The 26885-nt window shown below is 67.4% G+C and carries 22 protein-coding genes and 1 riboswitch; of the genes, 9 read left to right on the forward strand and 13 right to left on the reverse strand.

The annotated features are described in order from the left end of the window. Window positions 1–80 precede the first annotated feature (80 nt). Together AC5RUM_RS15540 and AC5RUM_RS15545 are read left to right on the forward strand one after the other, a co-directional pair. Complete coding sequence (locus AC5RUM_RS15540; RefSeq protein ID WP_494035770.1) at window positions 81–1316, forward strand: glutamate--cysteine ligase 2; 1236 nt, start codon at window positions 81–83, stop codon at window positions 1314–1316. A 137-nt stretch (window positions 1317–1453) separates the two neighbouring features. Further along, window positions 1454–2107 (forward strand): aspartate/glutamate racemase family protein, encoded by a 654-nt coding sequence (locus AC5RUM_RS15545; RefSeq protein WP_494035771.1) that lies wholly within the window; start codon window positions 1454–1456, stop codon window positions 2105–2107. Between the two features lie 32 nt (window positions 2108–2139). Here the strand turns inward: AC5RUM_RS15545 and AC5RUM_RS15550 are convergent, their stop codons facing one another. Then, window positions 2140–4731 (reverse strand): AMP-binding protein, encoded by a 2592-nt coding sequence (locus tag AC5RUM_RS15550; RefSeq protein WP_494035772.1) that lies wholly within the window; start codon window positions 4729–4731, stop codon window positions 2140–2142. A gap of 72 nt (window positions 4732–4803) precedes the next feature. On the opposite strand from AC5RUM_RS15550, the gene AC5RUM_RS15555 reads away from it, so the two are divergent. Together AC5RUM_RS15555 and AC5RUM_RS15560 are read left to right on the forward strand one after the other, a co-directional pair. Beyond that, window positions 4804–5106 (forward strand): DUF1905 domain-containing protein, encoded by a 303-nt coding sequence (locus tag AC5RUM_RS15555; RefSeq protein WP_494035773.1) that lies wholly within the window; start codon window positions 4804–4806, stop codon window positions 5104–5106. Between the two features lie 180 nt (window positions 5107–5286). Further along, a complete protein-coding gene (locus tag AC5RUM_RS15560) occupies window positions 5287–7494 on the forward strand; it encodes a PKD domain-containing protein (RefSeq protein WP_494035774.1) in 2208 nt (735 codons plus the stop codon). Window positions 7495–7504: 10 nt separating this feature from the next. On the opposite strand, the gene AC5RUM_RS15565 is transcribed toward AC5RUM_RS15560, so the two are convergent. Genes AC5RUM_RS15565 through AC5RUM_RS15575 form a run of 3 tightly spaced genes read right to left on the reverse strand, consistent with a single transcriptional unit; the run spans window position 7505 to window position 9429 of the window. Beyond that, a complete protein-coding gene (locus AC5RUM_RS15565; RefSeq protein WP_494035775.1) occupies window positions 7505–8713 on the reverse strand; it encodes an O-succinylhomoserine sulfhydrylase in 1209 nt (402 codons plus the stop codon). Further along, window positions 8714–9124, reverse strand: a complete 411-nt coding sequence (locus AC5RUM_RS15570; protein ID WP_494035776.1) for a rhodanese-like domain-containing protein — start codon at window positions 9122–9124, stop codon at window positions 8714–8716. Then, window positions 9121–9429, reverse strand: a complete 309-nt coding sequence (locus AC5RUM_RS15575) for a DUF1737 domain-containing protein (protein ID WP_494035777.1) — start codon at window positions 9427–9429, stop codon at window positions 9121–9123. Before AC5RUM_RS15575 ends, AC5RUM_RS15570 begins: the two co-directional genes overlap by 4 nt. Window positions 9430–9442: 13 nt before the next feature. Then, window positions 9443–9556, reverse strand: a riboswitch (SAM riboswitch). A 187-nt stretch (window positions 9557–9743) separates the two neighbouring features. On the opposite strand from AC5RUM_RS15575, the gene AC5RUM_RS15580 reads away from it, so the two are divergent. Genes AC5RUM_RS15580 through AC5RUM_RS15590 form a run of 3 tightly spaced genes read left to right on the forward strand, consistent with a single transcriptional unit; the run spans window position 9744 to window position 13739 of the window. Then, the gene (locus AC5RUM_RS15580) at window positions 9744–11039 is read left to right on the forward strand and encodes an NtaA/DmoA family FMN-dependent monooxygenase (RefSeq protein ID WP_494035778.1); all 1296 of its coding nucleotides are present in this window, start codon (window positions 9744–9746) and stop codon (window positions 11037–11039) included. Window positions 11040–11043: 4 nt separating this feature from the next. After that, the gene (locus tag AC5RUM_RS15585; RefSeq protein ID WP_494035779.1) at window positions 11044–12696 is read left to right on the forward strand and encodes an aromatic amino acid ammonia-lyase; all 1653 of its coding nucleotides are present in this window, start codon (window positions 11044–11046) and stop codon (window positions 12694–12696) included. After that, the gene (locus AC5RUM_RS15590; RefSeq protein ID WP_494035780.1) at window positions 12693–13739 is read left to right on the forward strand and encodes a PLP-dependent cysteine synthase family protein; all 1047 of its coding nucleotides are present in this window, start codon (window positions 12693–12695) and stop codon (window positions 13737–13739) included. Before AC5RUM_RS15585 ends, AC5RUM_RS15590 begins: the two co-directional genes overlap by 4 nt. Before the next feature lie 22 nt (window positions 13740–13761). Here AC5RUM_RS15590 and AC5RUM_RS15595 read toward each other — a convergent pair whose 3' ends face one another. The 4 genes from AC5RUM_RS15595 to AC5RUM_RS15610 form a co-directional block, all read right to left on the reverse strand. Further along, window positions 13762–14859 (reverse strand): EAL domain-containing protein, encoded by a 1098-nt coding sequence (locus AC5RUM_RS15595; RefSeq protein WP_494035781.1) that lies wholly within the window; start codon window positions 14857–14859, stop codon window positions 13762–13764. Window positions 14860–15004: 145 nt separating this feature from the next. Continuing rightward, complete coding sequence (locus AC5RUM_RS15600) at window positions 15005–16519, reverse strand: FAD-dependent oxidoreductase (protein WP_494035782.1); 1515 nt, start codon at window positions 16517–16519, stop codon at window positions 15005–15007. 41 nt (window positions 16520–16560) lie between these two features. Beyond that, window positions 16561–16683 (reverse strand): hypothetical protein, encoded by a 123-nt coding sequence (locus AC5RUM_RS15605; RefSeq protein WP_400580152.1) that lies wholly within the window; start codon window positions 16681–16683, stop codon window positions 16561–16563. 178 nt (window positions 16684–16861) lie between these two features. Beyond that, on the reverse strand, window positions 16862–17794 hold the full coding sequence (locus AC5RUM_RS15610; protein ID WP_494035783.1) for an aminodeoxychorismate lyase: 933 nt from the start codon (window positions 17792–17794) through the stop codon (window positions 16862–16864). Between the two features lie 94 nt (window positions 17795–17888). Here AC5RUM_RS15610 and cls point away from each other — a divergent pair, with 94 nt between their 5' ends. Next, complete coding sequence (gene cls, locus AC5RUM_RS15615; RefSeq protein ID WP_494035784.1) at window positions 17889–19376, forward strand: cardiolipin synthase; 1488 nt, start codon at window positions 17889–17891, stop codon at window positions 19374–19376. Between the two features lie 77 nt (window positions 19377–19453). On the opposite strand, the gene AC5RUM_RS15620 is transcribed toward cls, so the two are convergent. From AC5RUM_RS15620 to AC5RUM_RS15640, 5 genes are all read right to left on the reverse strand, one after another. Then, window positions 19454–21601, reverse strand: a complete 2148-nt coding sequence (locus AC5RUM_RS15620) for a chorismate-binding protein (protein WP_494035785.1) — start codon at window positions 21599–21601, stop codon at window positions 19454–19456. After that, on the reverse strand, window positions 21598–22173 hold the full coding sequence (locus AC5RUM_RS15625) for a low molecular weight protein-tyrosine-phosphatase (RefSeq protein ID WP_494035898.1): 576 nt from the start codon (window positions 22171–22173) through the stop codon (window positions 21598–21600). Before AC5RUM_RS15625 ends, AC5RUM_RS15620 begins: the two co-directional genes overlap by 4 nt. Before the next feature lie 92 nt (window positions 22174–22265). After that, window positions 22266–22889, reverse strand: a complete 624-nt coding sequence (locus tag AC5RUM_RS15630; protein WP_494035786.1) for a LysE family transporter — start codon at window positions 22887–22889, stop codon at window positions 22266–22268. Window positions 22890–23072: 183 nt separating this feature from the next. Continuing rightward, the gene (locus tag AC5RUM_RS15635) at window positions 23073–23888 is read right to left on the reverse strand and encodes a class I SAM-dependent methyltransferase (protein ID WP_494035787.1); all 816 of its coding nucleotides are present in this window, start codon (window positions 23886–23888) and stop codon (window positions 23073–23075) included. Window positions 23889–23950: 62 nt separating this feature from the next. Beyond that, window positions 23951–24397 (reverse strand): MarR family winged helix-turn-helix transcriptional regulator, encoded by a 447-nt coding sequence (locus tag AC5RUM_RS15640; RefSeq protein WP_494035899.1) that lies wholly within the window; start codon window positions 24395–24397, stop codon window positions 23951–23953. 267 nt (window positions 24398–24664) lie between these two features. On the opposite strand from AC5RUM_RS15640, the gene AC5RUM_RS15645 reads away from it, so the two are divergent. Further along, window positions 24665–26869: an MMPL family transporter gene (locus tag AC5RUM_RS15645; protein ID WP_494035788.1), complete on the forward strand. Its 2205-nt coding sequence runs from the start codon at window positions 24665–24667 to the stop codon at window positions 26867–26869. Window positions 26870–26885: the final 16 nt, after the last annotated feature.

Consider the following 26885-nt stretch of genomic DNA (forward strand, 5'->3'; position numbering starts at 1 on the left):
AGGAGTTTGAGGGCGTCACCTGCCAGTTCGCGCTTCGTCATGTCCGGGACGTTTTCGCCGGTCTGACGGACAATGTACGCATGCGGACGTTTGGGGTCGAGGAAGAGCTGCTGATTGTGGATCCGAAGACCGGGGAGCCACTGGCACTCGCCGATGCGCTGCTGGCTGGCCGGAAGCTGGCCGCCGATGATGCTCCGGACAAGCCGCGTCTATTTGAGCCGCACGGGGAAACCGAGTTCGACGACAGCGGGATGGGCCTGAGCTTTGAGCTCAAGCTCGAGCAGATCGAGACCCAGACGCGTCCGTGTCTTGACCATGTCGAGCTCCTCCGCCAGATCCGGGCGGGCCGGGCCATGGCGGATGAGGCGGCCCGCAAACAGGGCGCCCGAGTTGCCGCGCTGGCCACGTCGCCGCTCGCCCTGGCAAGCCACACCACACCGGATCCGCGGTACGCCCGCATGCTCGAACGGTTCGGCCTGACAGCGCAGGAGCAGCTGACCTGCGGATTCCACGTCCACACGTATATCGAATCCCAAGAGGAAGGCGTGGGAATCCTGGACCGGATCCGGGACAAAATGGCGGTGCTGACGGCACTCAGCGCCAACTCGCCCTTCTGGAACGGGGTGGAAACGGGTTTTGCGAGCTACCGGACACAGGCCTGGAACCGGTGGCCGACGGCGGGGCCGTCGGGCATTTTCGGCAGCCTCTCCGCTTACCGCCGGGTGGTGACCCGGTTGCTGGAGAGCGGCGTCATGCTGGATGAAGGCATGATCTATTTCGACGCCCGGCTGTCCCGCAACCATCCCACGGTGGAGGTCAGGGTTGCCGACGTCTGCCTCCACGCAGAGGATGCCGCGCTCATTGCGGTGCTGGTCCGGGCACTCGTGGAATCGGCGGGGCGGGAGTTGCGCGAAGGCGTCGAGCCCGCGCCTGTCCCCACGGTGCTGTTGCGGATGGCGTCCTGGCAGGCGAGCAATTTTGGCGTCCGCGGCGACCTGCTGGACTTTGGCAGCTTCCGCCCGGCGCCGGCCGCGGACGTCGTGGCCTCCCTGGTGGACTACCTGGAACCTGTGCTGGCCGAGCAGGGCGAACTCGAGTTCGTGCGGAACGGCATCGCCACCATCCTTGAACGCGGCACCGGGGCTGAGGAACAGCGCAGCGTGCGGCAGACAGCGCTTGCAAAAGCAGCGCCCGACGACGGCGGGCTGGGTGCCGTCGTCGCTCACGCCGTGCGTGCCACCACGCGGGGAATAACGGGCAACTCCGATCCCCGGACCGAACCTGCGCCCGAGCTGCTCCGGGTCCGCCAGCCCTGATCCTCCCGTCCCGGTGTGGTCCCGCCGCCCGGGCGGCGTGCCGCCGGTGTTTCCGATGGTCATTTTTCCGTAAACCGCAGGAAATATCGGCTGGCTACGCTGGAGCCACAGGATCCATTCGGGGGAAGGCGCGAATCATGCGTGTAGGTGTCATCCGGGCTTTGACGACGTCTGACCGGCGTCTGCTCAATTCACACGGAAAGCTGCTGCAGGAATCCTTCGGCTTCGATGTGACGTCGCGTTGCATCCAAGGCCAGCCGTCCGGTGTCTACAACGAGGAGTCTCTTCGGGCGGCGGTTCCGAAGGTTGTGGATTTGGCCCTCGACATGGCCGGCGACGTTGACGCCCTGATCGTCAGCTGCGCTGCGGATCCCGGCCTGGCCGAAGTGCGCTCCATGGTGGGCATCCCCGTGATCGGGGCAGGGTCCGCTGCCGCTGCGGCCGCGCTCTCGTTCGGTGGGCGCGTGGGCGTGCTGGGGCTCAGGCAGTCGGTGCCGGGGCCGATTTCCAAGGCCCTCGGCGACCGGATGCTGCTGATCGACGGTCCCGAGAGTGTGGAGACGCCCGAGGGGTTCCTGCTGCCCACAGGCATTTTTGATTCCCTTGCCGCAGCCCACATGCTGGTTGATGCAGGGGCGGATGTCATTGTCGAGGCAAGTACCGGGCTGACCAGCATTGGCATGGCAGAAGTGCTGCGGCGCAGGCTGGGCATACCGGTGATTGACCCCGTCATGGCCGCAGGCTCCATGCTCATTGCAGCCGTGGCGGCACGGGAACTGCACGCGGCCTGAGGCGCGGCTGAGCGGCTTGCTGGATGGCCCGCCTATGCGGCTGGCTTTGCGGCCAGCGCCGGTACCTCGGTGCCGGCTCGGGCGGAGGAGCCCCGGCGGGTGATCCGCCAGCGGCTCAGCGTGGCCATCATCCGTACGGATAGCGCCCAGTAGGCCACGCCGGCGGCCAGCGAGGCAGCAACAGCTAAGGCCGGACTGACCGGGGCAAGCGGCGGATAGACTAGCCAGTGGACCAGATATGCGTAGAGTGAGGCGCTGGCCAGCACGACGGTCAGCCGGCGCAGGCCCCTCGGCACCGGGATGCTCCGCAGCCAGATCAGGAGCAGAATGCCGGCGAGCAGCGTCCCCTCGCGGGTCGCATTCTCGAAGAAACCGGGGACGGTCAGGACTGCAAGGACAGACACCGCGCACCGCTGGCCCAGGTTCCGGGTCCGCGCAATGGCCCAGCCCAGGCCGAAGAGCCACAGTGCAGGTGCAGTGTTCGGAATGCCGGGATCAACAAGCTCAAAGCGCGTGAGCAGTCCGACGCCGGTCAGCGCCAAGGGGAAGAGCAGTGGAAAGCGTCGTTCGGCCCGGCTTGCCCAGGGAATGGTCAGCAGGGCTGTCATCGCCACCAGGATGTACACCAGGATCTCGATGAACCAGAAATGCCACTGGGTGGTCACTGCCTCCGGGCCGATGACGGCGTTGAGCAGCAGAATGTTGGCGAGGCTGTAGCGGTCGGTGACGAGGTAGGCGACCGCGATGAAGGCCATGCTCGGAACGACCACCCTGGCAAGGCTCGTGAGCTGCCTCCGCAGACGGGGCAGGCGGTCGCCGGAAACCTGAAACCGGGCAAAGTTATAGCCCGCCACCGCCATAAGTACGTGTGCCATGCCCTGCCAGCTGAAGAGACCGACGTGCGTGCCGACGATGCACACAATCGCGACGGCCCTGAGGACAATGCCGGTTTCGAGCGGCGCGAAGAACCGCCGGATTGTCCGTCCCGGCGCACGGCCCGGAGCACGTCCCGGAGCACCGGACGGACGGGGCTCCAGATCGCGGACCGGCGTGACATGCCAGTCCGCGGGAAGGTGGCCCAGCGCCTGCTCGAGCCTCACGGAGGCCGCCACGTAGGAAAGCGAATCTCCGCCGAGGCTTACGAACGTGTCGTCGTCGCCGACCTCGGAGCATTCCAGCGTCTCGGCGAAGATCGTTCTGACGTTGCCCGGGTCGTTTACTGCCGCCGTCGGCGTCGGGTCCGGCACTTCTGCCTTCCGGAGGGCCAGGACCGCGGGATAGTCCAGCTTGCCGGTACCCAGCCGGGGGAGGTGTTCGACGGCGTGCACGTCCAGTGCTGTCCGCGGCAGCCCCAGCCCCTGCGCCAGTACCTTGCCCAGTAACCGGGTGTCGTGGTCCCCTTCGACGGCGACCACGAGTCCTTCGTCCGTTCCTGCGCTGGCGGCCTGGACTCCGAGATCGGCCAGGATTCTCTCGACCTGCCCCAGATCCACGCGCAGCCCCACGATCTTCACGAACCTGCTGCGCCTGCCCACCACCTCGTACACTCCGGCGGGGTGCTTCCGTGCCAGGTCCCCGGTTCGGAGTTCAGCAACGGTCCGGCCAGCCGCCAGGTCACCGGGGCTTTCTGCGTAGCCCAGCATGACGTTCGGTCCGGTGTACACCAGCTCGCCGTCCGCCAGCCCGGGGACAGGGTCGATCCGGAAATCACCGCCGGGCACCGGGATGCCTATGGCGCCGGGGACGGTGGCGGCCAGTTCCGGCGGCAGGTACGCCATTCGGGCCGTAGCCTCCGTCTGGCCGTACATGACGAACAGGTCCCAGCCGTTTCGGCGTCCTACTTCGGCGTAGCTGCGCACCTTGTCCGGGGCGAGGCGGCCCCCGGCCTGGGTGACGTAGCGCAGGCCAGGCAGCGCCATGTCGGCGAAACCGACCCGTTCCAGGAGTTCAAACGTGTACGGAACCGCCGCGAAGGAGGTTGCGCCGCGGCGGCGAAACAGATCCCAAAAGCAGGGGTCAACCACTGACAGGTCGGTGAGGACGAGCCCGGCGCCCCGGAGCAGATGGCTGTTGATCACCGACAGCCCGTAGCAGTAGGACATCGGAAGTGTGGTCATCGCCCGGTCCCCGGAGCCTATGCGGAGATATTCGGCGATGGACTCGGCGTTGGCCTGCAGGTTCTGGTGGGAGAGCCGCACGAGCTTGGGTGAGCCGGTGGAGCCCGACGTGCTGAGCAGGAGGGCGAGATCCGAGTGCAGCTCGTGCCGCGTGCCCGGCCGGCGCTCCTCCATGACCGTGCCTCCGTCGCCGGGCCGCAGGACGACGTCGGGATCGTAGGCCGCCACGAGCGACTCGAGGGCTGCGGGCTTGTCTTCAGGCAGGAGGATAAGAGCGTGGCGGGCCACGAGGGCGGCCAGATAGGCCACAAGCGAGTCAAGGTCGTTAGCGGCCGACAGGGCCACCAGTCGGCGGCTTGGTCCGAGCCGGCGGGCCATTGCGGCGACGCGTTCCGCCAGCTCCCGGTATGTCAGGGTCCCTTGGGCGGAGAGGATGGCGGGGGTGTCTCCAAAGTTTGCCAGTTCGGTAGCAAAGGACACCCCCGTCAAATCAAGCTGAGTGGTCATTCGGTGATCTTATTAGCTGAGCCTTACCTAATTAAATCCAATTACTGTTGTGACAAGTGCCATACTCGGACCGTGACCACGTCGTACACGTTCCGCTCCGAAGTGTGGCTCTACCCCGGGGAAGCGGGCTGGCACTTCGTCACGCTGCCCGTGGACGTGGCGGAGGAGATCCGTGAGGCGACGGCCTTGCTCCGCAAGGGGTTCGGCTCGGTCAGGGTGACCGCCGACGTCGGTGGCCAGACGTGGCAGACCTCCCTCTTCCCCGACACGCAGAGCGGATCCTACCTGCTCCCCGTGAAGAAGGCCGTGCGGACCGCCGCACGCATCAGCGCCGGGGACGAGGTGGAGGTCCGGCTCACTGTCGAGGATGCCTGACGAGGCCGCCTGAGCACGCCTGCGGGATATACGCGGGCCCCGGCTCGGGAGCGGAAACAACCCCCAAACCGGGTGGGCGTGTGGTCGGCCCGCCGGCCCGCTCCAAGGTTTTCCAAGGTTTTTCAAGACGGCACCGGCGCACGATGGGGCAGTTCACCCCCGGAGAAACGGCGCCAAAAGATGAAAAAATCCCGCTGGCTTAGCCAACTGCTCGCCTTGCCCATCGTCGCCTGCATCATCGCCGCGGGGGGTCTCGTGGCCGGCGCCAGCGGCGCCCAGGCGGCCAGCGTGGGCACGCCGAGCATCGCCTACTCCGGCGTACTCAACCCGCCGACGGCGGACAAACCGCAGAGCAAACTGTGGTGGAACGACGGTTCCTGGTGGGCAAACATGTGGAAGACCGGCAGCGGTTGGAGCATCTACCGGCTGGACCGGGGGACCGATACGTGGGTGGACACCGGAGTGCGCAGCGACAGCCGGGCCAGCACATCCTCGGACACCTTGTGGGACGGCACGCATCTGTACATCGCCTCAAACGTGGTCACCGCAGGCGCCTCAGCCGCCGGCCAGCCGGCCCGCCTTTACAGGTACAGCTACTCCAACGGGACCTACACGCGCAGCACCGGGTTTCCCACCACCATCTCGAACAACAGCAGTGAGTCGCTGACCATCGCCAAGGACTCCACTGGTGCAGTCTGGGCCAGCTGGACCCAGGTCTCCGGCACAACCAGCACGGTGTATGTCAACAACTCCGCCCCCGGCGGGACGAGCTGGGGGGCGCCGTTCGTGGTGCCCGGGGCGGCGGATCCAAGGCCGACGCCCGATGACCTGTCCGCCATCGTCGCGTTCGACGGTGATGAAATCGGGATCATGTGGACCGACCAGGCGACCGGAACCGCATGGTGGGCCACCCACGACGATGGCGAAAGTGCGAGGGCGGCGTCATCGTGGAAGGTGAAGGAAGCCATCAAAGGCAACAAGCAGGTCGATGACCACCTGAACATCAAGACGCTGCAGGCTGACCCTTCCGGCCGCGTCTATGCGGCAGTGAAAACCAGCCTCAACGACGGTTCGAACGATCCGAACCTGGCACAGCTGGTGCTGGTGGTGTTCAAGCCCGCCACAGGATCCTTCAGCCAGGCGACCATCGCCAGGACCGGGGACTGTGTCTCCCGTCCGCAGATCATGCTCGATACGGAGAACAACCTGGTCCGCGCGTTCCACACCGCGCCGTCCACCTCGGTCAGCGGCTGCGCCTTCACGGGTGTAGCCGGCAGCATCTATGAAAAAACCGCCTCCATGGACAACCCCGTGTTCGGGGGCGGCCGGGGCACACCGGTCATCGAAGATGGGGCGTCTGCCAACATGAACGACGTGACCAGCTCCAAGCAGAGCGTGAACGCCGCCACCGGGATCGTCGTCATGGCCAGCAACAACGTCACCAAGCGCTACTGGTTCTCCGACCGCAGCCTCGGCTCCGGGAATCCGGATCCGGCTGCCCCGACAGCATCCTTCACCGCCACTCCGACTTCGGGCACGGTTCCCCTGACGGTGAGCTTCACCGATACGTCCGTGGGGTTGCCGACATCTTGGGCCTGGAATTTCGGTGACGGCAGTAGCTCAACCACACGGAACCCGTCACACACCTACAGTGCATCCGGCACCTATACGGCACGGCTAACCGCCACGAACGCGGCAGGCTCGTCGTCGACCACCAAGACGATCACGGTCAACCCGTCCGGCGGTACCAGCCCGGGGATCTCCGTCCGCAGCTCAACCACGGCCAACGCAACAACGGCAACCAGCACGGTCGCCTTGGCCGCGCCGGCAGGCCGAACGGCCGGGGATGTCCTGGTCGCCTCGTTTACCACCGACCTGAACCCCACGGTGGCCGTGCCGGCCGGCTGGACCGCCATCGTCAACGGGCTGGGCATCAACAGCACCACCACATCCGGCGCACGGGTGTTCGCCTACTACCGCGTCGTGGGGTCGGCGGATCCGGCAACGTACACCTGGACGGTGAGCAAGGCCGTGAAGTGGGGCGGCGGCATTACAGCCTACGACGGCGTCAGCAATACAACGCCCCTGGACAGCGCGGTGACCACTGCGGTCAACGCGACCTACACCGCCACCAGCATCACGGTCCCCAGCGTCACGACCTCCAGGAATGGTGCCCGGCTGATTGGCGGCGTCGGCTTCGACACGGCAACGCCGGGTGCGACGGCGCCCACCGGGTGGACGGAGCGGTGGGAGGCGGCCAATGGCCAGATCGCCGAGCAGGCCGACCGGGCGCAGGCCACGGCGGGCGCCAGCGGCACCGCGACCTGGACGTTCAGCGCGGCCAAGGCGGCCGGAGCGTGGCGGACTGCCCTGAGGCCGGCAGCTTGAACCCAGGATCTCAGATCTGCTTGAGCGCCTGCTCCAGGTCGCCGATCAGGTCCTCGGGATCCTCCAGGCCCACGGACAGCCGCACCACGCCGTCGCTCAGCCCGATGGCTGCGCGGCCTTCGGGCCCCATGGCCCGATGCGTGGTGGTGGCCGGGTGGGTGATGAGGGTCTTGGCATCCCCGAGGTTGTTGGAGATGTCAATGATCTTCAGGGCGTCCAGCAGCGCAAAGGCGGCCTCCTTGGCCGACTGGCCCGCCGTCGTCGCGAGTTCCAAGGTGAGCACGGTGCCGCCGGCCTTCATCTGCTTGGCGGCAAGCTCGTACTGCGGGTGGGACTTCAGCAGCGGGTACTTGACCCAGCTGATGGCTGGCTGGTCCTGAAGCCATTCGGCGAGGCGCAGCGCGGTGGCCGATGAGTGGTTCACCCGCAGCGCCATGGTTTCCAGTCCCTTGGTGAGCACCCAGGCGTTGAACGCGGACAGGTTAGGCCCGGTGTGGCGCATCAGCTGCTTGACCGGTCCGTCGATGAATTCCTTGGTGCCCAGGATGGCGCCGCCCAGCACGCGGCCCTGGCCGTCGATGTGCTTGGTGCCCGAATAGACGATCACGTCGGCGCCGAGGTCGCCGCAGCGCTGCAGCAGGGGAGTGGCGAACACGTTGTCGACGACGACGGTCGCACCGGCCGCGTGGGCGAGCTCGCTGACGGCGGCGATGTCCACAATTTCCTGCATGGGATTGGACGGCGACTCGAAAAAGACAGCAGTGGTGGGCACCGAGAGGGCCGTACGCCACTGCTCAAGGTCCGGCCCGTCCACGAAGACCGTCTCCACGCCCCAGCGCGGCAGGATTTCGTTCAGGATCACGAAGCAGGAGCCGAACAGAGAGCGGGCGGCCACCACACGGTCCCCGGCGGCCAGCAGGGCGCCCAGGGCGGTGAACACGGCGGACATGCCCGACGCCGCGGCGAAGCACGCTTCCGTGCCTTCGAGCAGGCGGAGGCGCTCCTGGAAGGTGGCCACGGACGGGTTGCCGTAGCGGGAATAGACGAAGCGTTCGTCCTCACCCGTGAAGGCGCGCTCGGCAGCGGCCGCGGACTCGTAGACGAAGCCGGAGTTCAGGAAGATCGGCTCGGTGGTCTCCTGGAAATTGGTGCGGTCCAGCCCGCCGCGGACGGCTTGGGTCTCGGGACTCCAGCCGGCGGCATCTTGATTGAAGGTCACTTAGTTCTTTCCCAGGTTTGTCGGCAGACCGCGGTTTTTCCAGCCGTTGACGGTGCGCTCACCGTACCGGTCGGGCTCTCCCTCGAAGCCTTCGAGGACGTTGTACGAGGTGAAGCCGGCCTGGGTCGCCGCGATGGCTGCGGCAATGGAACGCTGGCCTGAGCGGCACAGGAAGACGAGCTCTGCGCCGTCGTCCTCCGGAGCCTGCTCCTTGAGCTGGTCGATGAAGGCCCGGTTGGGGATGCCGCCCGGGAAGGTCCACTGGATGAACAGCGGGTCATTCTCGGTGGCCTTGGTGTCGGGGATGCCAATGTGTGCCCATTCGCCCTCGGTGCGGACGTCCACCAGGACGGCGCCCTCCTCCAGCTTGGTCCACGCTTCGTGCGGGGTAAGGTCTCCGGCGTAGCTCATGCGTGCCCCTCGAAGGCTTCGGCGTCGAGGTTCTCGTCCGAGTCCAGCCGGTCCACGGCAGTGGCCACGGCGGCATCAGCTGTTGCGACGGCCAGGGGCAGGATGACGGCCTGGGCCACGATCACGTCCCTGCCGTTGAACGCGGCTGCCGGGTTGCCGTGCAGCACATACCCTTCGGCCAGGGCGTCCGAAATGCGTTCGCAGAAGGCACGGTTGTCCGGTCCGGTGATCAGGCGGTAGGCCAGTTTTTCCTCAGGTTTGTCCTGCGGGGCCGGCAGGGTGGCGCCGGCGGGCGCGTCCGTCATGACGGATCTCCTTCTCTCACGCTTGCAGCTCGAGTGGTCGATTGCCGAGTATTCACCTGAGGCACCCCGCCGCGAAAGGGAGGGTTGCCGACCGGCCAGTCAGGGCTTGGCGCCGGTTCTCATTACTCCTCAAAAAAGTAACACCGACGACGCCGGCGCGCACCGCCGCCGTCGTCATGTTCCGTAACGCTGGAGGCCTGCAGCGTCGGTTACAAAGATCTCGACCGGGTGCATAATGACGGGAGATGAACCGCCATAACGCCGGATGAAACCAGGCACCAGTGAACGAAGCGAATGCCAATAGAGTCGGCCCCATGCTGCACTTTGGGTGGTTTGTGGGCCACGGGTTCGGGGTCCAGGGCTGGGGGACACCCGGTTACGGGATCGGCTACGACTGGAAGAAACCCGGGCTGTACCAGCACGCCGTGCGCGAGTTCGAGCGGGCCGGACTGGACCTGTTCATCATCGAGGACTCCCTCACCGTCCCCGACACCTATGGCGGGAGCGCCGAAGTCTCGCTGGCGCAGGCCTCCTTCGCGCCCAAGCACGATCCGCTGGCCCTTGTCCCGTACCTGCTCTCCGCCACGGAGCACCTCGGCATCGTCCCCACCGTCAGCGCCTCCTTTTATCCACCGTTCACGGCCGCCCGGCTGCTGGCCACGCTGCAGCACTTCTCCAACGGCCAGCTCGGCTGGAACGTGGTGACCTCCGGCAGCGACCTTGCCGCGCAGAACTACGGGCTGGACCAGCAAATCGAGCACGATCTCCGCTATGAAAAGGCGGAGGAATTCGTGGACGTGGTGCGGAAGCTCTGGCGCAGCTGGGACCAGGACGCCATCGTGGAGGACGCCGGGGCCGGCGTCTTCGCCGACCACACTAAGGTGCGGCCCATCCACCACGAGGGTGAATTCTTCCGGGTCCGGGGCCCGCTGAACACGGCTCCCCTGCCGGAGGAGCCTGTGCTGGTGCAGGCCGGCGCATCGCCGCGCGGCAAGGCCTTCGCGGGAGGCAACGCGGATGTTGCCATTGCGCTGGCCCGCGGCTCCGACGGCATGAAGGCCTACCGCGAGTCCATCCGGGCCGAAGCCGCCAAGGCGGGCAGGAACCCCGACGACGTCAAGGTGCTGTTCGTCCTCAAGCCCACTGTGGTGGGCTCCAAAACCGAGGCGGAGGAACTGCGCGCCGCGCGGCGGGAGCTGACGCAGCGGGACGTCGACAGCCAGCTTAATTCGATCTCCTATCTGTCCGTCATCGACTTCAAACAGTTCGACCTGGACGAGCCGCTGCCGGCGCTCAGCACCAACAGTAACCAGGGCACGCTCGAGCACTTTTCCAAGGCGGCGCCGCCCGGCTCGACGCTGCGCGAGATCCTGCGGGCCCGCAGCGGCGGCGCCGGGGACAGCATCATCGGCACCGCGGAGGAAATCGCCGACCACCTCGAGGAAACAGGCGCCGCTGTGGGCGGGGACGGCTTCCTCTTCTCCGGTTTCGTGGACCCGGCCACCGTGCACGGCGTGCTGGACAAACTGGCACCGGTTCTCCGGCGCCGCGGGCTGCTGCGGACAAGCTACGGCGACGGCGGCCTCCGCCGGAACCTGCTGGACTTCTAGTGCCATGGCCGGGACACGGAGGCCGGACAGCCTGCTGCCGGATGCAAAACGTGCCACCTTCCTGATCGGCACGGCACACCTTGTGGCCGCCGACGTGGCACGGGTTGCCTCCGATCCGACGGTCGAAGTCGTCCTGAGCGCTGACGCAATGGAGCTGATGGGCCTCTCCCGGGATGTGGTCCAGTCGGCCATCGACTCCGGCCACAGGGTCTACGGGCTGAACACTCTGCTGGGCTCCGGCCGGGACACGGCGGTGGTGGAAGAATCCATCCTCGACTATCAGGTGCAGGTGGTCCGCTACCACCACAGCGGGATCGGCGCCCTGCTCGCTCCGGAGGAAATCCGGGCCGTGATCCTCGCGAGGCTGATCGGCTTCACCCGCGGCGGTTCCGGCGTCCGCCCTGAGGCAGCCCGGTTCTATGCAGAACTGCTCAACCGGGGTGTGCTTCCCGCCATTCCCCGCGACGGTTCCGTCGGCTCCTCAGACCTGACGCAGCTGGCCGCGGTGGCCGCCGTCGCCATCGGTGAAGGACAGGCACTGGCGCCCGACGGGAGCATCATTTCCGGCGCGGCGGCGCTCGCCGCGGCAGGCCTTGAGCCGCTCGTGCTGGCCGCGGGCGAGGCCCTGGCGCTGGTCAGCGCGAACTCATACTCGATCGGCGCAGGCACCCTGGCGCTGGCCCGGCTGCTGCATCTGGCCGACCTGGCGGACACGGCTCTCGCCCTGTCGCTGGAGGCCACCGGACGGTACGACGGCGGGGGGAACCTCAGCCCGTTTTCGCCGGCCGTGCAGGCGGCCAAGGCGGTGGACGGCCAGCGGATCTCGGCCGCGAACGTCCGGCGTCTGGTGCGCGGCGGCTGGCTGGAGGACCCGCGGCGTGAAGTGTCGGTGCAGGACGCCCTGTCCTTCCGCGCCGCGCCGCAGACGCACGGCGCGTTCCGTGCCCAGGTCACTGCCTTGGCCGGCGCCCTGGAAGTGGAGCTGAACGGCCGCGGCGACAACCCGCTGACGGAGCTGGCCACCGGCCGGATGGTGTCCGGCGGCAACTTCCAGCCCATGCAGCTGGCCTTCGCCTTCGAGGCGCTGCGGCTGGGGCTGGCCCACCTGGGCATCAGCAGCGAGCGGCGTATCGCCAAGCTCTACCCGCCCCAGCGGCTCATCCGGCAGCTGAACCTGGAGGCAGCCCGAAGCGGCACCCCGCTGGCTTCCGAGGAGCTGCCGGGCCTCCTCTGGTATTCGGCAGCAGGCCTGTTGGCTGAACTGAAATTCCTGGCGGCGCCGGCAACGCTGGGGGCACCAACGCTCTCCGCCGATGTGGAGGACCACTCCACGCTGGCGCCCCTCGCGCTCCAGCAGCTGCAGCAATCGGTGGAGGCCGCCTCGAAGCTGCTCACCATTGAGGCGCTGACGGCCGCCTACCTGCTGTCGGAAGCGCAGGCCGCGGAGGTCGGCGGAAGGGAATCCGCGGCGGAGGGGCGGCCGCTCGGCAAGGGGACCGGCGCCGTCGTCGACCGTCTTTTCCGGCTCCTGTCCGAGCAGTTGCCGGCATCAGCATTGGTGGAGCGGGGACACGCGGCACTGCGGGACCTGCTGCCCGGCCTGGCGGAACTCCGGCTGCCGCCGGGGGAGACGGACGAAACAGGAGGCGAAGCATGAGCACAGTGACAGGCAGGCCCGAACCACGGCACGCGGCGGCCGTGGTGGACCTCGGGGCCGACGCCGGCGCCATCCTGGCGCGCGTCGGCCATACGCCGCTCGTTCCCCTGGAAGAGCTCAGCCGGGGCCTGGGCAGCACGGTATTCGTCAAGCTGGAATCGGAAAACCCCGGCGGCTCCATCAAGGACCGCACGGCGCTGAGCATGGTGCGCGCGGCCGAACACAGCGGGGAGCTGCGGCCCGGCGGGACGATCGTGGAGAGCACCTCGGGGAACACGGGGATCGGGCTGGCGCTGATCGGGGCGCTCACCGGGCATCCCGTGGTGGTGGTGACCGGTGATTCCATTTCCGCGGAAAAGCTGGAGGCGCTGAGGCGGTACGGGGCGCAGGTGGTGTTCACGGACTGGAGCGCGCCGTCGCATTCCCCGGCGAATGCCAGGGCGGTGGCAGCCCGCATCACGCAGGAAATTCCGGGCGCCTGGCGGCCCCTCCAGTTCGACAATCCGGCCAACCCGATGGCCCACTACGAGGGGACCGCGCCCGAAATCTGGGAGCAGACGGCGGGGAGGATCACGCACTTCGTGGCGGGGGTCGGCACCGGCGGGACGATCACCGGGAACGGGCGGTACTTCAAGGAAAAGTCAGCGGGGCATGTCGAGGTGATTGGCGCCGATCCGTACGGCTCGGTGTACAGCGGAGGGCATCCGGGCCAGATTCTGGTGGACGGCGTGGGCAATTCCTGGCCCAAGCCGGACTGGCCGAAGGTCTTCGACCCCGGCTTGCTGGACCGGTTCCTCCGCATCCCGAACGACGAGGTGTACACCACCGCCCATCGGCTGCTCAACGAGGAGGGGCTGTCCCTTGGCCCGTCGTCGGGGCTGACGGTGGCGGCAGCCCTCCGCGTGGCACGGGCCGCCCCACGCGGGTCCGTGGTGGTGGCCATCGCCCCGGACACCGGACGCAACTACCTGAGCAAGGCCTTCAACCCCGAGTGGCTGGCGGACAACCACATCCGCCTGGCCGCGGACCTTGCGGAGGACTAGGTCAGCTGACGAGCTTCTCCGGTCAGAGAGCAGGGCCGCTCGCCGCGGTTTCGCTTTCGGACCGGATCCAGGAGTTCCAGTCGAGCGGATGCACGGACGGCCGGCCCAAAAGGTACCCCTGGGCCGCAGTCAGCCCAAGCTCTGTCACCGCGCTCAGTTCCGCTACGGTTTCAATGCCTTCCGCCGTGAGCTCCGCACCGATGTAACGCGCGAGCTCCGCCATGGCAGCGCCACGGAGCCGTTGTCCTTCGGAATGGTCGATGTTCTCGATGAAGCGGCGATCCAGCTTGATGACATCGGGGCTCAGCTCGAGAATCTGGTCCATGGACGTGAAGCCCGCGCCGGCGCCGTCGACAGCAATCCGGAGCCCGCGCCTGCGCAGCGGCGCCAGGGCCGCGCTCAGAGTCGGATACTGGTCAGGGGCCACCTGGCCTGTGAGCTCGATGATGATCCGGTCCATCGGAAGCTGGGAGTGCTCCAGCAATCCATAAATGCGCGGATCCACGCATGTGGCGGGCGTGAGGTTCAGGGCGATGAAGAGGGGCTCGGGCACGGAATGTGCCGCGGTGAGTGCCCGGAGGAGGGCGGCGACTTCAAGGTCGGCGCCCAGGCCCACCGCTTCTGCCTCGTTGAACCAGTGGTCGGCGCTGGCGCCGTCGTCGCTCACGAAGCGCGTCAGGGCCTCGACGCCGATGACATGCCCGTCCGGAAGCTGCCGGACCGGCTGGAAGGCTGTCATCAGCATTTTGTCACCGAGGACAGCTTCGATCTTGTTCCTGCTGCGTCTGGTGAAGGGAACCGGCGCGGGCAATTCCGCTGCGGGGGCAGGCTCAACGGTCAAGGGTACGGCACCTTCGTTATTGGCGAGTGCCGTGGTGACTTTGAGGTGCTCCAGGAGTGCGAGTTCGGGATCGTCCGGATGCGCCGCGACCAGGTCGCGGAGCCTCTTCCGGGTCTTGTCGCTGGCAGGATCGGACTCCGCCAGCAGCACGTCAATAATTTCCTGGGCTTGCCAGCGCACAGTTATTTCGCCCACATCCCCTGGCAACGCTGCCTGGGCCCCCAAGCCCTCGGGTAGTGAGTTCGTCAATGCGGGAACGGAGGATTCATCCCTGGACATCGGCTATTCCTTTATGGCTCCTGGTTCCGGCTGAGCCCGGAACCCCGGACTGACCTGCCCATCCCCTCGGATGAGACGGTCAGACCGTTCTAGAAGAGTACAACGGCTGCATCGGAATTGTCTGCTTTTTTGCGGAACCCACCTTTCAGGTACCAGTTTTCGCGGATCCGGGAAGCAGCTTTGACTGAAGGTTCGCCGTGGCCGGGCCCTGGATAACGGTGCCGTCCGTGGCGAACCGGGACCCGTGGCAGGGGCAGTCCCAGGTAGCGTCCTCCGCGTTGAATCCCACGGTGCAGCCGAGATGGGTGCAGACGGCGGAGACAGCCTGCAGCTTCCCGTCGGGGTGGGCGTAGACAGCCACCGGCTCCCCGTCCGCGTCAACAACCGTCCCTTCACCCGGATCCGGAAGCCCGGGAGCTGGCTTCCCCGCCTCCCGCGGCTTGGTTTCCTGCAGCAAGGCGGGGATCCCCGCTCCCGGCGGCGTGGGCCGGTTGCTGTCGAACACCGCCGCCCACGGGTTGCGCCTTCCGCTGAGGGTGTCGGCGAGGATCAGCGCGGCGGCGGTGCCGTTCGTGAGGCCCCACTTGCGCAGTCCGGTGACCACATGGACGTGTTTGCCGCCGGACGACATGAGCCCCACGTAGGGCAGCCCGTCCACGGTCATGATGTCCTGCGTGGACCAGCGGAATTCGGCATTCCCGGCGCCGAGGCGGTCCCGGGAGAACGCCGCCAGCCGGGCATACCGTTCGGCGGAGTCACCGCCGTCGGTCACGCGGTGTCCTTCCCCTCCGGTGAGTACATAGCTGGTGCCCTCCACGTCGATGGTCAGGATGGAGCGCAGTGGCTCGTCCGCGCTGATGAAGGTGGCGTCCATGGTTGGCTGCTGCGCGCGGGAAGCCACGATGTAGGAGCGGTGCGGGTAACACCGTGTCTCGAAGGACCCTTCGTCCCCGAACGGGACATTTGTGGCGACGATGATGTCGCGTGCCCGGACGGATCCCCCTTCGGTATCAACCACGCCCGGTGCCCCATCCCGGAGGCCCGAAACGCGGCTTTCCTCGAACACGAAGCTGCCGTCCCCGTCCACGGCCGCAGCCAGTCCTTGGAGGTATCTCAGCGCGTGCATCCGCGCCTGGCCGTCGAAGCGAACGGCGGCCCGCACAGGAAAAGGCAAGGGCACGTCAGTCGTGTAGGAGGAGGGAAGTCCGAGCCGTGCCGCCAGGTCCGCTTCGGTACGGACCAGGTCCGCCGCGTCCTGCGATTCCGCGTACGTGTAGTTGGACACCCTCCGGAAGCTGCAGTCGATGTTCTCCTCGGACACCGTGCGTGCGATGTGTTCGAGGGCGGCCTGGTTGGCCTCGCCGTAGCTGCGGGCCGTGGAGGCGCCGTGGCGCTCTGCCAGTTCGGCGTAGGCGAGCCGGTGCAGGGACGTGACCTTCCCGGTGGTGTGTCCCGTGACTCCGGTGCCCACGCGGGATGCCTCCAGGACAGCCACCGTCAGCCCTCCCCGTTTGAGGGCCAGTGCCGCCGTCAGTCCGGCGACGCCGCCGCCGATCACCGCAACGTCCGCCTCGACGTCGGTGGCCAGGGGCGGATAACCGGTCTGCCCGGCGGTGGCCAGCCACAGGGAAATGGGCCTGCCCCCGATGTGCTCAGCCATGGTGCAGCCGTTCGCCGGTCCTGCGGGCCGGCGCGGGACGCTCACGTAAAGGACATGTCCGGTTCGTTGCCGCTGTCATCTTGGACCCACGCAGTGAAGTCCGCCAGTGACATGAAGCAGTAGTAGTCGCAGTACCGCAGGTTCTTTTTTTCTGCCTTGCTCATGCCGGTTATTCGTCACCCGCACCCCGTTGGATGGCAGGCAGCCATGCAACGGCGAATCCGATCGTTCCAGCGTCCAGTCCATGTGCGCGCCTCCTGAGCCAGACCATACCCCTATCGCGTCACTGAAGAAACGGCCACGCAGCTACAGGATCCCGCTCAGCTACTCGATGCCGCGCAGTTACTCGATCCCGGCGAATAGCTCTGCCAGCTCAGCCGTCAGCTGCTTCCGAAGCGCCGGCGTGCCGATCTCTTTCCCGTCGATGTGGTTCACCGGCGCGAGCAGCCGGATGCTGGAAATCAGCCACACGGCGTCGGCGTCGAACAGGTCCTGGGGTTCCAGCGGGCCATAACCCAGCTCCCAGCCGGCAGCCTTGGCGGCGGCGAACAGCGCTTCCTGGGAGGTGCCCGGAAGAATGCCGCTGTCCAGCTGGGGCGTGATGAGCCGCTTGACCGTTGCGCCGCCGTCGGACTCTTCGACCTGCGCCAGCAGGACGGTCGACGTCGGCCCTTCCAGCACGCGGCCGTCGGAGGACGTGAAGATGACGTCGTCGGCGCCCTGTTTGTGGGCGTGGCGCAGGGCAGCCATGTTGACCGCGTAGGAGAGTGTCTTGGCGCCGAGCAGGAGCCAGGGGGCGCGCTCGGCGGCGTCGCTGTCGTAGCCGCGGTCCAGCAGGATGACGTCGATGCCCGCTTCGCGCTGGCGCCGGCCTGCCGCCCCGACGGGGGACACCTGGACCCAGCAGGTGGGCCCGGCGGCGCCCTCGACGCCCCTCGTCACCAGGAGCTTGACCACGGCCTCGTCCTCTTCCGGTGAGGCGGCCGGGTTGTCCGAACGGAAGGCCGCAACGCCCGTTTCGATGGCGCGCCGCCAGGTGTCCTGGTCCGGTATGTCCAGGTCGAGTGCTTCGGCAGAGCTGGCCAGCCGGTCCAGGTGCGCCTGGACCTTCCGGGTCCGGCCGCCCACGGCGAGCATGGACTCGAATACGCCATCGCCCCGGGTGGCGCCCAAATCGGTGGCCATCAGCTGGGGCTGGGTGGGGTCGGCGATCCGACCGAATTCATAGTCCGGGTCGAGGAACACCAGCACGGTGGCTGAAGCAGGAGAAGTCATGCCTCAAGCTTAGTGCGGCCGGTCCCGGATAGGCTGTGCTGGAGCGTCCCTTCCGGAATGGCTCCGAGGGCAAGAAATAACGGGGGTTTCACCAGTGTTGTGGCCATTTCCGCTCGCCGGAACCCTGCCGGCCTGGCTGGTTTTCGTGCTCAGCGCGGCGGACTTCATTATCAGGGTGCTCGCCCTGGGCATCATCCCCGGCAACCGCCGGCCCACCACCGCCATGGCCTGGCTCCTGGGCATCTTCTTCGTACCCGCCCTGGGCCTGATCCTTTTCCTGCTCTTCGGCAACTTCCGGCTGTCCCGGCGGCGCGTGGAGCAGCAGCAGCAGGTCAGCGAAAGGGTGCGTGCCCGCACGTCCGTGCTGTCCGACGTCGGAAGTGAATATCCAGGCCCCGAATGGGTCAAGTCCGCGGCCGAACTCAACCGCCGCCTGGGCTCGATTCCGATGGTGGACGGCAACTCGGTCGAGCTCATCCCGGGCTATCCCGACTCCATCCAGGCGATGACCGAGGCCGTCCGGAACGCCAAACGGTTCATCAACGCCGAGTTCTACATCATGAGCACGGACCACGTGACCGACGAGCTGTTCACGGCGCTGGAGGAGGCTGCCGACCGCGGCGTCGAGGTCCGCGTGCTGTTCGACCACATCGGAACCCTCCGGATCAAGGGCTACGCCAGGCTCCTCAAACGCCTCAAGGCCAGCCGGATCCAGTGGCGTCGGATGCTCCCGCTGCTGCCCATCCACGGCCAGTGGCGGCGGCCGGACCTCCGGAACCACCGCAAAATCATGGTGATCGACGGCGAAGTGGCGTTCACGGGGTCGCAGAACCTGATCGAGCCGTCCTACAACAACCCGCGGCACCGGAAGGTGGGGCGTGAGTGGGTGGAGCTGATGGCCAGGCTGCGCGGCCCCATCGTCCCCACCCTCAACGTGGTCTTCGCCACCGACTGGCTCAGCGAAACCGACGAATCGCTCGAGGCCCAGCTCGAGGAGCAGCTCGAATTGCCCGATGAAACCGCCCCCGGCAATGTCACGGCCCAGGTGGTGCCCAGCGGCCCCGGCTTCAGCACCGAGAACAACCTCCGGCTGTTCAATACGCTCATCTACTCCGCCCAGCACCGGATTTCCATCTGCAGCCCGTACTTCGTGCCGGACGATTCACTGCTCTACGCGATCACCACGGCGGCGCAGCGGGGCGTCGATGTCGAGCTCTTCGTCTCCGAAAAGGGCGACCAGTTCCTGGTCCACCACGCCCAGCAGTCCTACTACCAGGCGCTGCTGGAAGCCGGCGTGCGGATCTACCTGTACAAGGCGCCGTTCGTCCTGCATGCCAAGCACTTCACCATCGATGACGAGGTGGCTGTCCTCGGCTCCAGCAACATGGACATGCGCTCCTTCTCACTGAACATGGAGGTGTCCGTGATGTTGCTCGGCATCCAGACTGTGAACAGCATGCGCGAGGTGGAGGACACCTACCGGGACATCTCCCACGAGCTCAGGCTGGAGGACTGGATGCGGCGGCCCCTCGCGGCGAGATACGTGGACAACGTGGCGCGCCTCACCGCCACGGTCCAGTAGCCCCGGCCAGCGCGAACCGGTAGCCCCGGCCAGCGCGAACCGGCAGCTAATGCCCTCAAACGGCGAACTTGCGGGCGTTAGCTGCCAGTTCGCGCCGGGAATTCCGAGCCCAGGGTGGACAGCACGCCGAACGCCTTGGTGCGGATCTCCTCGTATTCCTCCTGGGGCGCTGAATCGGCCGTGATGGCGCCCCCGACGCCGAGACTCAGCGTCGCCGTCGGCCCGCCCCCCGCGCTGTCGCCAGCTACGCCGTCCCCCGCAGTGCTGTCCGCATCCGTCGTCTGGACAACGAGCGTACGGATCGCGACCGCCAGATCCGTGGCGCCGTTGAGCGAGAAGTACCCGATCGCGCCCGAATAGACCCCCCGGGGCGCTTCCTCGAGCCGGTCCAGGATGGCCATGGTGCTGATCTTCGGCGCCCCGGTCATGGAGCCGGCAGGGAAACACGCCGCCACGGCTTCGGCCCGCGGCGATCCGGGCAGGAGCTGGGCGTCGATGGTGCTCACGAGCTGGTGGACGGTGGCGTAGCTTTCGATTTCGCACAGCCGGCTGACCGTGACCGATCCGGGCTCCGCAAAGTGGCTGAGGTCGTTCCGAAGCAGATCGACAATCATGATGTTCTCGGCCCGGTCCTTCAGGGAGGTGGCCAGATCGTGCCGCAGCCCCGCATCCGCTTCCGGGTCGGCGCCACGGGGGCGGGTGCCCTTGATCGGCTCGGCGCGCATGCCGCCGTCGGAGGTGATCCGCAGGAACCGCTCAGGGGACGTGCTGGCAACCGTGAGGCCGCCGAACCGCAGATAGCTTGCGAAGGGCGCCGGATTCCTCTTCCGCAGCGCCAGGTACGTGGGCCACAGGTCCAGCCCGTCCGCGGGCACCTCCGCCGTGAGGGACGTGGTGAGGCACACCTCGTACGAGTTTCCCTCGGCGATCTCGTTCTGGGCGTCAGCGATCTTGCGCTTGTAGCTGAGCTCCGTATCGCGGCTCGTGAACACCGGGGACGGGAACGGCACGGCGGCGCCGCCGCCGCCGGCTTGGGGGGCCGCGGCACCGCCGGCTTCGGCTGCCCCAGCCACGGCGTGCCGGGCGTCGGCAAGCCAGTCCTGGGCGTCGGGGGCGTCGATGGCCAGCAGCCAGGCCGTGCCCTCGGCGTGGTCCAGGACCACCGCCCGCCCGGCGAAGATCAGGGCAGCGTCCGGAGTGTCGGAGGGGACGTCCGAGCCGCCGGTTTCACGCTTGAGCTCATACCCCATGTAGCCCAGCCAGCCCAGCGTGAAATCGCACGCATAGCCCTCGGGACCACGGACTGCCTTTTGCCCCCACGCCGTCTCCAGCCAGCGGAAGAAAGGCCCCGAGACTTCGGCAGTGGCGCATCCGGCGGTGATCCGGTTGGTCCCGGAATGGTGCCGCACGGACTGGCCGAAGGGGCCGCCGTCGTCTGCCAGAATGCTGAAGCGGCTGCGTTCCGCGGCGGCCGCAGCGTCCCGGTCATGTCCGCTGTGCCTGCCCTGCGGCGGGGGCGGGACCAGCGAGGAATCCAGCCAGACGGCATTCGCGGAGGTCCCGAACAGCTGCTCGAACAGGGCCGCGGGATCCGGGCGGGCCTCGATCCGCTCGGCCACCAACCGCAGGCCGCGCCGCGCGGAGAGCTCGGGAACCAGCACGGTGGAGAGGCCCGGGAGGTAGGTGAGCGCCTGCAGCACGTCAGCCGGGGCGGTGTCATCGGCGCGGTTGCGGACCCGGACATCGGCGTGGCTGCCCACATCGTCCCAGGCGAGGAGCTCGGCTTCCTGGGCGGCCCACTGGTTCCAGTAGGGTTCATAAGTCTGGCCGTCACGCTCCAGCGCGCGGGCGCGACGTTCGTCCTCCGGTGCGTCAGCCCAGATGACGGCATCCAGCAGGGGCCGGGCGGCGGCCGCGGCGGCCCCCACACCTTCGACGATGACAATCTCCGCGGGCAGCGTGACCCGGGCATCGCCGTCGTAATGCTTTTCCCAGTCCCAGCTCACCCACGTGGCCGGCTCGCCCCGGCGCAGCGGCGACAGCACGGTGCTGACGTAGCGCTCGATGCCGGCAGCGAGCCCGTTCCAGCCGGGGTAGATGTCCTCGAGATGGAAGAGCGCCACCTTGTGGTGGGTCCGCAGCCGGGCCGCGAGTTCAATGGCCAGCGTGGTTTTGCCTGCGCCCGACCGCCCGTCGATGGCGATGATCACAGGTGCGGGGGTCATGAAATAGAGCGTACCTGCTGGCTGTTCCGAAGCTTTAGCCGGGCCTCTTCATCTGGGATTTCTTCCGCGATCGCCGACCGGACGAAGTCAACGATGCCGGGTACGGCTGCCTGGATCTGGTCCCAGACACTCGCGAAGTCGCTGTGGTCCCCGTACCAGGGGTCCTCGATGCCCTGGTCGAGCGGATCCTGAGATGCCAGCGCGGGATCGAAACTGCGGAGCATCCGGACCCTCGCCCTGGTTTCACTGTCGGGGGCGGACGCCCGGAGCCAGCCGTAGTGGTCCACGTCCAGGGCCAGGATCAGGTTACGTTCCGTGTACCACTCCGGCTGCCATTCCCGGGCGACGTGCCCGTCGGAGGCGAGGTTGTGGGCGGTCAGCTTCCGCGCGGCGCGGGCGTCTATGGGCCGTCCCGCCTCGTAGGAGGTGGTTCCGGCGGAATCCACCACGACGGCGTCGGCGAGCCCCGCCGCTGCGAAGGCTTCCGCCAGCATCAGCTCCGCCATCGGGGACCGGCAGATGTTGCCGGTGCAAACCGCGATGATCCGGTATGGGCTCGACGTTGAGGACATGTTGCTAAGCATGTCGGACGCTAACACTGCTTGGCTAGTAAGCGGTCTTATTGTTCTTAACATTTCGCCGGTCTTTCAGTGGAAGCGGTCTATTAGTGGATCAGGGCCAGCAGGATGCCCACCGCTACAAACAGGATGCCGAAGACCCTGTTCAGGATGGTCTGTCCGCGGGCATTGTGGGTGAAGCGCTGGAACGACTTCGCCGCCGCGGCGAAGAAGAACCACATGACCAGGATGTCGATCACCACCACTGTGGCAGTGAGAACCAGATACTGCGGCAACAGCGGGTGTTCGGGCCGGATGAACTGCGGCATGAAGGCCAGGAAGAACACGATGGCCTTGGGGTTGAGCAGGTTCACCCAGAGGCCCCGCCGGAACATGGACCATGCCGGCTCGTTCCGGAGTGCGGCCGCCTTCTCCTGGTCCAGGTCCGGCTTGTGCAGGAACTGCCGGATGCCCAGATAGACGAGGTAGGCGGCGCCGGCGTAACGGATGACGTTGAAAGCGACGGGCGAACCCGACACCAGGACGCCAACCCCGAGTGCCACGATGACAACATGGGCGATCAGAGCCGCCTGCTGCCCGAGGATTCCCCAGATGGACCGCCGGAACCCCGAAGTCAGCGAGTTGCTCATGGTGTTGATGGCGCCCGCGCCGGGAGTGAAGCTGATGAGGACGCCGGCACCCGCGAGGGCCAGCCATAGGGAGAACTGCACCAATCAAGCTTAGTGCTGGGACGGGGACTGCGCACACAGCAGGCCCCGGTGCGCTCATTTGCCAAAAAGGGCCGCTCCGCAGACCTGCAGTCGGCCGTTCTTGGCAAACGGATGAGGTGCCCCGCAGCAGACCCTCCGGACATGGGCAGACTGGCTCGCACATGCCCGGCTCGCTCGCAGATGTCAGGCGCGGGCTATGACCTCGCCGTTCGGGATCAGGAACCAGCCGTCCTCGGTGGAACCCCAGCGGTGCCAGCCGGCGGAGATGCGCGTCAGGTCCGCCTCCTGCGCGAAGCCGTACTCGAGGGCCTGCTCAGCGAAGGCAGAATGCAGCACCCGCTCGCCCCACACGCGTGCCTGCCAGCGCCGTTGCTGTCCCGTGGCGTAGAGCCAGTTGCTGCTTGTGGGGGCCACATCGGTGAAGCCGGCGGCCTGGGCCCAGGACACAAGGCGGCGCCCGGCATCTGGTTCGGCACCGTTCCGGCGGGCGATCCGCTGGTAGAGGTCCATCCACTCATCGAGTTCAGGAATGGCCGGATACCAGCTCATTCCGTGGAAATCGGCGTCGCGGACGGCCACGATGCCGCCTGGCTTGGCGACCCTCCGCATCTCCCGCAGCGCTTCCACCGGATCGGTCAGATGCTGGAGCACCTGGTGCGCGTGGACGACGTCGAAGGTATCGTCCTCAAAGTCGAGATCGTAGATGTTTCCGGCCACAAACTCGACGTTTTCCACGCCCCGGTCGCTGGCGAGCTCCTTGGCATGGGTGATCACGTCAGGGGAACGGTCCAGGCCGGTCACGCTTCCTGGGGCCACCAGCACGGCAAAGTCACACGTGATGCTTCCCGGCCCGCATCCCACGTCCAGCACAGTGACCCCCGGGGTGAGGTGGGGAATCACGAATGCCGCGGAGTTCTCCGCCGTCCGCGACGCATGGGCCCGGACCACCGACTCATGGTGGCCGTGGGTGTATACGTCGTCTGGCTGCTGCGCACTCATAGGGAAACGCTACTCCTCCTTCTCCGAAAGGAAACGGAATACGCACCGATACCCCGGCCCTTTTACGGGGCTTTCCCGGAGGCTTCCTGACCGGCGCGGACCGTGGCGTCGATCATCGAGTTCATGAACCGGGTCACGGTCTCGAGCTCGTCGGCGCTGTACCCGGCCATTGCCGCGCCCATGTGCCGGGCGAGCGGACGGAACATGGCGCTGCCGTCACGGTAGGCCTTGTCCGTCATCCTGAGCTGGACCTGCCGGCGGTCCTGGCCTTGGCGCTCGCGGACCAGATGCCCCGATCCGCACAGCCGGTCGATCAGCGCGGTGGTGGCGGGGGAACTGAGGTTGAGTTCCTTCCGCAGTGTCCCGGGAGTGACCACCTGCCCCCCTGCCGCGTGCCGCATGATTACAGCGAGCGCGTTGAGGTCCGTGCGGTGCATGTCATTCCTGCCGCCCGCGGCATCGACGTACCGGTTGGCTTCAAGGGTGAACTCCTGAAGAAGCCGCACCAGCGGATGCGGCGGGCCTGCCTGCGGCCCAGGCGTCTCCGGCCCCGCCGACTGGGGGCCGGGTTGCGGCTCAGGCAACTGTGGCACAGGAGGCGGGGATGCAGCCGGAACGTCGGTCACGTCCACCTCCCTGTCCTGATTCATGCCCTCCGGAGTTTACTCCAGGGTGCGAGGCAAACTCCGCGAGCCAGTGTCTCTCCATCATGGAGATAGTCTATGCTGGATCCATTATCGCCTGCAGGGCACTAAGGGAACGGACAGAAGGGCGCCATGAAGCAGCAATCCAGCACCACGCCCCGCGTTCCGTTCTTGCTGCGGTGGCTCATCCCCGCAGTCCTCGTCTTCGCCTGGCTTGCAGTCGCCGGCGTCGGCGGGCCCACCTTCGGCAGACTGGACGAGGTCTCCTCGAACGAGCAGGCGTCCTTCCTGCCGTCCAGTGCTGAAGCCACCGAGGCCCGGGACTGGCAGGACAAGTTCAGGGACTCCGGCGAGGTCCCCGCCGTCGTCGTGATTGAAAGCGATGCCGCCCTCACGCCGGCCCAACTGGGCGCGGCGGCGACGCTCAAGGGAGCGCTGGAGGCGCTGCAGGTGGGCAGTGCGGTTATCGGCCCGATTCCTGCCGAGGACCAGCAGGCTGTGCAGTTCGTCGTACCCCTTTCCTCGTCCGGGGACGTCAAGGGTGCCGTGCAGGAGCTGCGGGAAGCGGTCTTGGCCGGAGCTCCGCAGGGCACGCAGACTTTCGTCACGGGCCCGGCCGGGCTGGCGGCCGACCTGGTGGGCGCCTTCGCCGGCATCGACGGCATCCTGCTGCTCGTGGCGCTCGGGGCAGTGTTAGTCATCCTCCTGGTTGTCTACCGGTCCCTGCTCCTGCCCGTGGCAGTCCTGCTGACCTCGGTGTTCGCCCTGTGTGCGGCCATCCTGCTGGTCTTCGGCATGGCGAAACTCGGCTGGATCCAGCTCAACGGCCAGAGCCAGGGCATTCTGTCGATCCTGGTGATTGGCGCCGCCACGGACTACGCCCTGCTCTATGTGGCACGTTTCCGCGAGGCGCTGACGCACACAGCGGACCGGACGGCCGCCGTCGTCACCGCCTGGAAGGCGTCCTTCGAGCCGATCCTGGCGTCCGGGGCCACGGTGATCATCGCCCTGCTGTGCCTGCTGTTCTCCGACCTCAATTCCAACAAGGCCCTTGGCCCGGTGGCTGCCGCCGGCATCCTGTGTGCGGTGTTCGCGGCGCTGACTCTCCTGCCTGCGCTCATGGCCCTCCTCGGCCGCGGCGCCTTCTGGCCGTTCCTGCCGAGGCTGGTGCCTGAAGGGGAGCGGGAACCACGGCTGTCCACCGGGCTTGAGGGCCAGAAGGGGCTGTGGCGCGCCACGGGTTCCCTGGTCTCCCGGCGCCCGCGGACTGTTTGGATCGCGTCGGTCCTTTTCCTGCTGGCCGCCTCGGCGGGCGTGCTGCAGCTGAAGGCACATGGCGTGCCGCAGACTGACGTCATCCTCGCCGCCTCCAACGCCGTGGACGGCCAGGATGCGTTGGCGCGCCATTTCGACGCGGGCAGCGGCAGCCCCGCCGTCGTGGTTACGGACGAAAGCAAGGCCGATGAAGCGCTCGAGACCGTGAAGGCGGCCGACGGCGTTGGGGACGCCTACCTCCTGGCCGAAGGAAGTGTGCCCATCACCGGTGCCCCCGGCGTGCCCGCTGCCCCGGCCGTCCGTGACGGGAAGGTACTGATCAACGCCACCCTCGACTTCCCGGCGGACTCCAGCGACGCCGGCAATGCGGTGCTGGGCCTGCGGGAGCGCGTCAAGGCCGTGGACCCGCAGGCGCTGGTCGGCGGGGTGACCGCCACGGCGCTGGACACCAACACCACGGCCCAGCGGGACCTTGTGACCATCATCCCCGTGGTGCTTGCGGTCATCCTGGTCATCCTGATGCTGCTGCTGAGGTCCATCCTGGCGCCCGTCCTGCTGGTGGCGTCCGTGGTCCTGTCCTATGCGGCCGCCATGGGTGTTGCCGCCCTGGTATTCAACACCGTGCTGGGCTTCCCGGGAGCCGATGCCACAGTGCCGCTGTTCGGCTTCGTGTTCCTGGTGGCCCTGGGCGTGGACTACAACATCTTCCTGATGAGCCGGGTCCGGGAAGAAGCGCTCAAGCACGGCACCCGGGCGGGCATTCTGCGGGGGCTGGGTGTGACCGGCGGGGTGATCACGTCCGCCGGGGTGGTCCTTGCCGCCACCTTTGCCGCGCTGGGTGTCATCCCCATCATGTTCCTCGTGCAGCTCGCATTCATTGTGGCATTCGGGGTGCTGCTGGACACGGTGCTGGTGCGCTCGCTGCTGGTCCCGGCGCTGGCCTACGACCTTGGCCCGAGCATCTGGTGGCCCAGCAGCCTGGGACGCCGGCACGGGCAGGGACAGTCGCCGGGCGCCAGTGTCGGGGAGGCTCTTGAGGCCCAGGACGCCAGCATCCGTTAGCCGGGCCCCGGATGCG

This window comes from Arthrobacter sp. B2060, from assembly GCF_059090445.1.